Below are 7533 nucleotides of genomic sequence, written 5' to 3'. Positions count from 1 at the left end.
GGGCTCACCCGTGAATCGCCGCCGCCACGATGATGCAAATGCCCAGCGACATGGCCGCCACCACCATCGCCAGCGCCCGGTTTTGCTTCTCGACGATCTCTTCCCAAAGGTTGTAGGGCGTGAGCTTGTCAATGATGACAAAGGTCAGCAGGAAAATGATCACCCCCATCAACGCAAACACCAGAGAGCCCAGTAAAGCCCCCGATTTCAACCATTCCATTGCCATGCTGAACTCCTTAAAAATTTTTTGGGCGGGTCATTTGTGACCGCCGCCACTGGAAAAGCCACCAAATGAGCCACCAGAACTTCGCGAACTACTGGCGCAATTCTCGGTTGCCGGGTTGCAACTGGAACACCGGCTGATCACCAGTATCAGCAGCACCAGGCACAAAAAAATCACAATGCCAACACGGGAGTTGACGGCCACGGCTGCGCTACCGGGACCGGCGTCGCTGCGTTTGAGCAGTTCTTTTTTGTCGGTGAGTTTGAAGGCGCTGGCGACCGCATCGCTCTCAATCGTGCTGCCGACCGACCACGTGACTTCGTTGGCGGATTGCTCCATCGAGAGCAGGCTTTTGCCACTGGCAAAGTCCCGGTTCGACGTTTTCTGGCCGCGTGACACCTGCCAGTAAAACTCGCCTGCAACGTAGGACGTCTCGGCGTGGTAGCGTTCCTTGAGCCGGTAGGTCGTGCCCAGGTAAGTGGCGCTCTGACCGTTTGTGCTCATGACCGGCGCGCCAGTGGTGGGTTTCACCACGCTCCAGCCGTCGGTCGAATCCACCAAAAAGATAAACCCGCGCTTGGCGTTGTAAAGCAAATACTCTTCCCAGCCAAAGTGCTCGTCGGGGTCGCTTGGGTCGGTGCCCATGCGGTGCTGAAACCCCACAACCTGCCACAAGGCCCCTTGAAATGGCCCCTGACTGCCCAGCGGGATGAGTGGTGCTACGGGTTCGTCCTGCACCGCGTGTTTGAGCTCGGCCCCCAGCCCTTGCGACAAGTCAATCAGGCTGTTGCACGAGCCGCAGGTGATGCTTTTGCTGGTGGCCAACAGCGGTGTGACGGGCGCGCCGCAATTCGGGCAGTTGAACTGGCGCCCCTTCTCGTCTTTGACGGATTCGCCGCGCAAGCCCGATAGTTTGAGGTCATCAAGCAGCACCGAGGAGCCGATCGACACACTGGGCGGCTGCGTGCTGTAGTCAATACTGAGGACTTCGCCCGATGCCTGGCTGCGCAGTTCGACCATGGCAAAGGGCTGGCCCAGCGCTGGCAAACGCGGCAATTCGCCTTGCGCCGACATCAGGGATACCGGGTTGTTGGAGGCGACGCTGAACGATTTGCCGTTGATGGCGGTGGTGCCACCCACGCGGAAACGCTCAGCCTCGGGCAATTCTCGCTGCAGGGTCAAAGGCGTGCTGAAAACGTAGGCGCCGTTGTCTTCGCTCAAGTAGGCGCTGGTGCCATTTGCCAGCACCGCATGCCATTCGGTCCAGGTGCCTTCGCCGTACTTGTATTGCAGGCGGCCCACCAGCGTGAATGCCTGGCCCTTCCAGGCGCCGCTGGCCTGCAGTTGCAGGGGGCTGTGGTCGTCAAACAGCTCGGCCATTTTGCCCAGGCGTGACAAAGTTTCGCCTTGGCGCAGCACCATGCTCTGGCAATAGCCGCAGACCGCATGGATCGACTGCGCACTCCGGAAATCAACCGGCGCACCACAGCCCGGGCAGGGTGCCCGGTAGGCGCGTTGGGGGGATTCGGCCGCCACGTCTTGAAGGGTTGCGGGGGCTTAAACCAGTTTCTTCAGCAGTTCGGTTTTCTTGGCGTCGAACTCTTCCTGCGTCAGGATGCCTTTGGTTTTGAGTTCGCCGAGCTTCTCCAGGGTGGCCATCACGTCTTCGGCTTTCACGCCTACTGCGGCGGGTGCGCTGGCGGGAGAAGCCGCCGCGTTGCCCTGCAACCCGGCGGCCAGGTTTTGTGCCAGCACCTGGCCCAGCGCCACGCCCGCGCCCAAGCCCATGGCGTCACCGGCAATGCCGCCACCGCCTGACCCCGCGCCTTCGGCAAATTTGGGGATGGCTTGCGCGGTCTGGTACTGCATGAATTTGGCCATGTCGTTGCCGACCATGCCCATGCCGATTTTCTGGTCCAGAATTTTTTGCAGTTCTTCAGGCAGCGAGACGTTTTGCACCGTCATGCCTTCGAGCTTGAGCCCGATTTTGGCGAACTCTGGCGCCAACTGGGTGGTCAGCGCTTGCGCAAACATTAGCTGGTTGGAGGCCAAATCAAGGAACGGAATGCCGCTGCTGGCAATCGCGTTGCTGATGTTTTGCAGCACCAGTCCACGCAGTTGGCCGTCCAGATCGCTCACCTCATAACGCTCGCGGGTGCCCGAAATTTCGGTGTGAAACAGCTGGGGTTCTGCCACGCGAAAGCTGTAATTGCCAAAAGCGCGCAGGCGGATAGCGCCGAAATCGGTGTCGCGGATGGTGATGGGTTGGGGTGTGCCCCACTTTTGGTCGACCTGCTGGCGCGTACTGAAAAAGTACACATCGCTCTTGAACGGTGACTCAAACAGCTTGTCCCAGTTTTTGAGGTAGGTGAGTACCGGCAGCGTTTGGGTGGTGAGCCGGTGGGTGCCGGGGCCAAACACGTCGGCCACCTTGCCTTCGTTCACAAACAGCGCCATTTGCGACTCGCGCACCACCAGTTGGGCGCCGTTCTGGATTTCCATCCCGGCCATCGGAAAGCGCCAGGCCAGGGTGCCATCGGCGTCTTCGGTCCATTGAATGATGTCAATAAACTGTTTCTTGATGAAGTCCATCAGTGCCATGGTGTGCTCCTTTTGGTGAGTTTGATCGCGAATGATAACTGCCGAAGTTGGCCTGAAAATACGCCGCTGGGGTGCCAACAAACGGCGCTTTGATTTCTCCGACAATCAAGCCCAATTAATTGACCTGACTGACCCATGAAATCAAGATCCCCAAGCGGTGGCTTGGTCTACTCCACCGACAGCGGGCGCATGTGCCCGGTGTGTCGCCAGCCCACTACCAGTTGCCGTTGTAAGACTGCGCAAGCCCCGCCGGCGGGTGATGGCATCGTGCGGGTCTCGCGCGAAACCAAAGGCCGCGCCGGCAAGGGCGTGACTCTGGTCAAAGGCCTGGCGCTGGAGCCGCTGGCTTTGATGACCCTGGGCAAGCAACTCAAAACCGCCTGCGGTTCGGGCGGCACGGTCAAAGACGGTGTGATTGAAGTGCAGGGCGACCACTGCGAGCGCGTCATCGAGATGCTCAAAGCGCAGGGCTTTAGCGTCAAACGGGCCGGGGGCTAGGCATGCAGCCTGAAGACCTGATGCTGCTGGTGACCCGCGAAATGCCGTTTGGCAAATACAAGGGCCGCATCATCGCCGACCTGCCGGGTAATTATTTGCGCTGGTTTGCCCGTGAGGGTGAGGCCAAAGGCGAGATCGGCCGCTTGCTGGTGCTGATGAATGAGATTGACCACAACGGCCTGAACGATTTACTCAAACCGCTGCGGGGCGGCTGAAAAGGAAAATATCTTGAATCAAACAAACACCAAGCGGATTCTCTCGTTGGACGGGGGCGGTATTCGCGGCATTATTTCGGTTGAAATTCTGGCCGAAATTGAAAAACAAATCCGGATCGCGCATCAGCGGCCCGACATGGTTTTGGCGGATTACTTTCACTTTGTTGCGGGCACCAGTACCGGCGCCATCATTGCCACAGCCATCTCGCTGGGGTGGTCGGTCGAGAAAATCCGGGCCTTTTACCTTGAAAAAGGCAAGCAGATGTTCGACCACGACCATTGGTGGCGGATCATGCGCCATCTTTACAAGGGCGATCGACTGCGGGAGTTGCTGCAACAGGAGTTTGGTGACGAAGTGCTGGGCACCCCCAAATTGCGCACCCTCTTGATGATGGTGATGCGCAACGTCACCACCGACCAGCCTTGGGTCGTCACCAACAACCCCAACTGCCGCTTTAACCAAACCGAGCGGCTCGATTGCCACTTGAACTTGCCGCTCTGGCAACTGGTGCGTGCCAGCACCGCCGCACCCGGTTTTTTCCCGCCGGAAACCATCACCGTGGGTGCGCACGATTTTGTGTTTGTCGACGGCTCCATCTCGTCCCTGACCAACCCGGCATTTTTTGCTTTTCTGCGCGCCGTGGCCAAACCCTACGACATCTGCTGGGAAACGGGTGAAGACAAAATTTTGGTTGTCTCGGTCGGCACCGGCACTGCCGCCCAAGTGCGCAACGATTTCAAGGCCCAGGATTACAACTTGCTGCAGGCCGCAGAAACCGTTCCTTCGTCACTCATTCTCTCCACCGTCATCGAGCAGGACACCTTGTGCAGAATCTTCGGGAAATGCATCAACGGGCACCAGATTGACAAGGAAATTGGCGACCTGGTCGGCATGGAAACCCCCGGTGGTCAGCACTTGTTTACCTATGTGCGTTACAACGAAGATATTTCTCAGACCGCTCTGTCAGAGATGGGCTTGGCCGACATTGTCTCGGCGCAAGTCCAGAAAATTGACTCGGTGGATCACATCCAGGACTTGATCCGGATCGGCCAAGTGGCGGCACGGCAAGTACAGCCCGAGCACTTCAAGCTGTAATTCCATTCCCATATCAATCCGACATGTTGTTGCTTCGCCTTGCCGTACGTCCGTACTGTCTGGGGCTTGGCGTTATTTCTGTGTCGGGGCTTGACCTGATGTTGCGGTCAGGTTGACCTGCGCCGTGAGGGTGGTGAAGGTCAGTTGCAAATTGACTTTGCGTTTGTTGGTGGTCGGGTGGCGCTCCATGACGCCGTCACCGAGGTACTTGAAGTGGTCGACCACCGAGTTACCCTGTGGGCCTTCCGCCACCTCCGGCACCGGTGCCCCCAATCCTTTATCGACCCGGAGTAACTTGGCCTGCAAAATCGAAGAATTGGGGTTGCGTTTGTGCAGCATCCGCACCGCGCAACTGTCAGCCTGCAACTCCTGCGCCTCCGAGAAGCTCACGAAGAGTTTTTTAAGGGCCGACCCATAGGCCAGCACGGCACCCGGGTTGGGGCCACTGGCCGCTGACATCAGCTTTTGCAAGCCTTCAATTGAATTGAGCCCATCGACCATCTTGGCCTGGTAAGCGCGCGTTTGATGCCTTTGCAGTACATGCGCGACCTCATGCGCCATGACAAAGAAGGTGTAGTCCTGATCAGCCCCTTTTTTAAACAGGTTCAAGTCCACCATGATGATGCCACCCGGCAAGGCAGAGGCGCCGCCATAGCTTTTGGTCAGCACCTTGACCTGAAAGTCATAGGGCAACGGCCCCGGAATATCCTTGAGGATCTCGGCCAGTACTTTTCTGGCTTCGGTGTAGACCCGACGCGACTCCTTGTTTTTGTTCTCTTCCAAAATTTCAGATTCGCTCATCATGGTCTTGCCCAGTGCAACTTCCGCCTCCATCGGCAGCCAGTTGAGGTTGCGCGCCGCCATCCGGATGATTTCAGCCGTCGAACCCTGGGTTGCACCGGTGGCAGGTTTGCTCCCGGCGGGGCCCAGTTTTGACACGTATTCAGTAATTTTTATTTTGGCAGCGAGGGCGGCCAGCGAGGCCAGGTTGTCCGTCATCCCGAAGGGTTGCATCATCGTCTTGCATTGCGGATCAAGCACCGTGTCTGAGGTGCTGGACCAACTTTCGATGTCAATAATATTGAATGCAGGTTTTACTTTTGCATCCCCCCGGCTGGCTGATTCTTTTGTCTTGGCGTTTAAATCCAGCCCCTCTTGCCGATCCTGGCCCGCCCCTTGCGCGTTGTCGGGGTCAACGGGTTTGGCGTCCGGAATGGCATCTTTGACGCGTTTGAAAAAAGAACCCAGGGAATCCATCAGGGAGGCGCCCGCGCTAGGGCCAGATGCCGCCTCGGTGGGTGCTGGTGCCGCAACCTGGGTGTCTTGCGCTAGCGAGTGAGTACCTGCCGCCATCAGAACGCTGATGCCCGCTAACTTGAGCCAAGGTGCGCCCGTCTGCGTCACCCGGGATGCCATAGCGGCAAAGTTTGAGAGGCGCTTATCGTCGATGTGTTTGGAGTTCATGCGGTTCGCTTTTCGTAGGTGTTTATGACGCGCTGGCGCCGGGCTGTGCCGATCGGCCCGACGGCTCTGGCGAACGTAAAGTTTGTATTTTTAAGGTGCCACCTGGCGGCGCAGTTCGCCCAGCGCTTGATCCCGGTCGAAATAGAGATCGGCGTCCTCAAAGATGGCTGCCGCATAAAGCAAGCGCGTGTTGGGCGCCAGATTGGCGGATTGGAGCGCCTTTAGCTTGGTTTGCACATCCGCCATTTCTTGCGGGTCGAGTAATTCAAAGGATGCTTTGAAGTTGGCCTTGTGCGTGCTGATGGACCAGTCGTAGGTCTCACCCGGTTTGAGCCTGGACGCGGCAATGAACAACGGGGCGGCAGCGGGGTTGGCCACTGAAAAGACCAGCGCGCCAGCGGATCTGACCTGAAGTCCCGTCACGCCCTCGGCGGCCAGCAGTTGCAGTTTGAACTCGATGCCTTGGGCCGACACCATCATCTTGCCTTCGGGCAGCCCATCGGGTGGCGTTGTTTCAAATCGCTTGCCACCGATCTTGGGCGTGGAAAGCAAGGTGGCAAAGACACTCGACAACGATTTGACAGAAAGCCCCGGCACGGTGGTGCAAGGGTTGACCTTGGCGGCGTCCAGCGCCAATGCCTGAGCTTTGGGCGTTCCACCTTGCTTGGCTTCGAAGCTGCAACTCTGGGCGCTTGCTGGCATCACCAACCCCAGGCAAAGGCAGGCAGCGAGTGCAGAGGTGACCGTGGTCAGGGAGCCGGATGGAAGCTTGCACATAGAGGTCTTTCTTGATTGATGTGACAGGTTAAGGTCTTGACGAGCTATTTTTTTAGTGAGCGCCGTGCGGTAAAAGGAGCCAGCCGCCATAGACGAGGACGGTCATAAAAATGGCGTATTTGATCCAAAAAACGAATTGACCGATAAGCTTGATTCCTCGCCAATCTGGGAGCGGTTCGGCGTGCTGGCTGGGTTTCGGTGGCTGATGTGCCGGCCTTGGTTTGTCAGTCGAAAGGTCGCCTTGCTGTAAAAAATGAGTCTGATAGATGTATTTCAAAAAACGGCGCAACTGCAAGAACACAAGTACACCGGCAAGCGCGAGCGCGAGCAAATTCAGCCCGGAGAAGACATAAAACGCCATTAAGCGAGCGGTCTCAGGCGCCACCACCACCATCAATCCAAACGCGGTAAGCGCCGCGATGGTGATTAAAAATGACCCTGAAATCGTTTTCTTGTTGCTTGTTTCGACGGCAGGCGTTCTATCTTTGTCCTCATTTTTTTTTTCTTCTTTTTCGATCAACTCGGAGAGCTGATCCATCGGCCCTGAAATGAAGCCATCAATCAGCATGGACAGCGCAATGACCAGAGGCGCGATGACAATGCCCTTGAAGGAGAAGAGGTGGTCGGCGACCAGAAAGAAAAACAGCACCAGCACCCCA

Annotated in this window: 9 protein-coding genes; 3 read left to right on the top strand and 6 right to left on the bottom strand. The window is 57.5% G+C overall.

Annotated features, from left to right (window positions below; genetic code table 11):
* Positions 1–4 precede the first annotated feature (4 nt).
* The 3 genes from WCG50_RS15910 to WCG50_RS15900 are packed head-to-tail and all read right to left on the bottom strand — an operon-like array spanning position 5 to position 2824.
* Positions 5–226: a DUF350 domain-containing protein gene (locus WCG50_RS15910; protein ID WP_336900576.1), complete on the bottom strand. Its 222-nt coding sequence runs from the start codon at positions 224–226 to the stop codon at positions 5–7.
* A gap of 30 nt (positions 227–256) precedes the next feature.
* Positions 257–1759: a DUF4178 domain-containing protein gene (locus WCG50_RS15905; RefSeq protein WP_336900575.1), complete on the bottom strand. Its 1503-nt coding sequence runs from the start codon at positions 1757–1759 to the stop codon at positions 257–259.
* Positions 1760–1780: 21 nt separating this feature from the next.
* Complete coding sequence (locus tag WCG50_RS15900) at positions 1781–2824, bottom strand: SPFH domain-containing protein (RefSeq protein WP_336900574.1); 1044 nt, start codon at positions 2822–2824, stop codon at positions 1781–1783.
* Between the two features lie 135 nt (positions 2825–2959).
* On the opposite strand from WCG50_RS15900, the gene WCG50_RS15895 reads away from it, so the two are divergent.
* Genes WCG50_RS15895 through WCG50_RS15885 form a run of 3 tightly spaced genes read left to right on the top strand, consistent with a single transcriptional unit; the run spans position 2960 to position 4633 of the window.
* Positions 2960–3322: a translation initiation factor Sui1 gene (locus WCG50_RS15895; RefSeq protein WP_336900573.1), complete on the top strand. Its 363-nt coding sequence runs from the start codon at positions 2960–2962 to the stop codon at positions 3320–3322.
* Between the two features lie 2 nt (positions 3323–3324).
* On the top strand, positions 3325–3537 hold the full coding sequence (locus WCG50_RS15890; protein WP_336900572.1) for a DUF3820 family protein: 213 nt from the start codon (positions 3325–3327) through the stop codon (positions 3535–3537).
* A gap of 13 nt (positions 3538–3550) precedes the next feature.
* Entirely contained in the window at positions 3551–4633 is a 1083-nt protein-coding gene (locus tag WCG50_RS15885) for a patatin-like phospholipase family protein (protein WP_336900571.1), read from the top strand.
* 72 nt (positions 4634–4705) lie between these two features.
* Here the strand turns inward: WCG50_RS15885 and WCG50_RS15880 are convergent, their stop codons facing one another.
* From WCG50_RS15880 to WCG50_RS15870, 3 genes are all read right to left on the bottom strand, one after another.
* Positions 4706–6097 carry a M48 family metalloprotease gene (locus WCG50_RS15880; RefSeq protein WP_336900570.1) on the bottom strand — a complete coding sequence of 464 codons (1392 nt, stop codon included), beginning with the start codon at positions 6095–6097 and terminating at the stop codon, positions 4706–4708.
* A 90-nt stretch (positions 6098–6187) separates the two neighbouring features.
* On the bottom strand, positions 6188–6874 hold the full coding sequence (locus WCG50_RS15875) for a hypothetical protein (protein ID WP_336900569.1): 687 nt from the start codon (positions 6872–6874) through the stop codon (positions 6188–6190).
* A gap of 52 nt (positions 6875–6926) precedes the next feature.
* A partial coding sequence (locus tag WCG50_RS15870; RefSeq protein ID WP_336900568.1) for a hypothetical protein occupies positions 6927–7533 on the bottom strand: 607 nt, incomplete at its 5' end.

The sequence above is a fragment of the Rhodoferax sp. genome, assembly GCF_037143375.1.
Classification (GTDB): domain Bacteria; phylum Pseudomonadota; class Gammaproteobacteria; order Burkholderiales; family Burkholderiaceae_C; genus Rhodoferax.
This window is presented reverse-complemented; position numbering and strand designations above follow the sequence as displayed.

Excerpts from the sequence above, each read along its gene's own strand:
- WCG50_RS15910 (WP_336900576.1), bottom strand. The coding sequence starts at position 226 with ATGGCAATGGAATGGTTGAAATCGGGGGCTTTACTGGGCTCTCTGGTG.
- WCG50_RS15900 (WP_336900574.1), bottom strand. The coding sequence starts at position 2,824 with ATGGCACTGATGGACTTCATCAAGAAACAGTTTATTGACATCATTCAA.
- WCG50_RS15895 (WP_336900573.1), top strand. The coding sequence starts at position 2,960 with ATGAAATCAAGATCCCCAAGCGGTGGCTTGGTCTACTCCACCGACAGC.
- WCG50_RS15890 (WP_336900572.1), top strand. The coding sequence starts at position 3,325 with ATGCAGCCTGAAGACCTGATGCTGCTGGTGACCCGCGAAATGCCGTTT.
- WCG50_RS15880 (WP_336900570.1), bottom strand. The coding sequence starts at position 6,097 with ATGAACTCCAAACACATCGACGATAAGCGCCTCTCAAACTTTGCCGCT.
- WCG50_RS15875 (WP_336900569.1), bottom strand. The coding sequence starts at position 6,874 with ATGTGCAAGCTTCCATCCGGCTCCCTGACCACGGTCACCTCTGCACTC.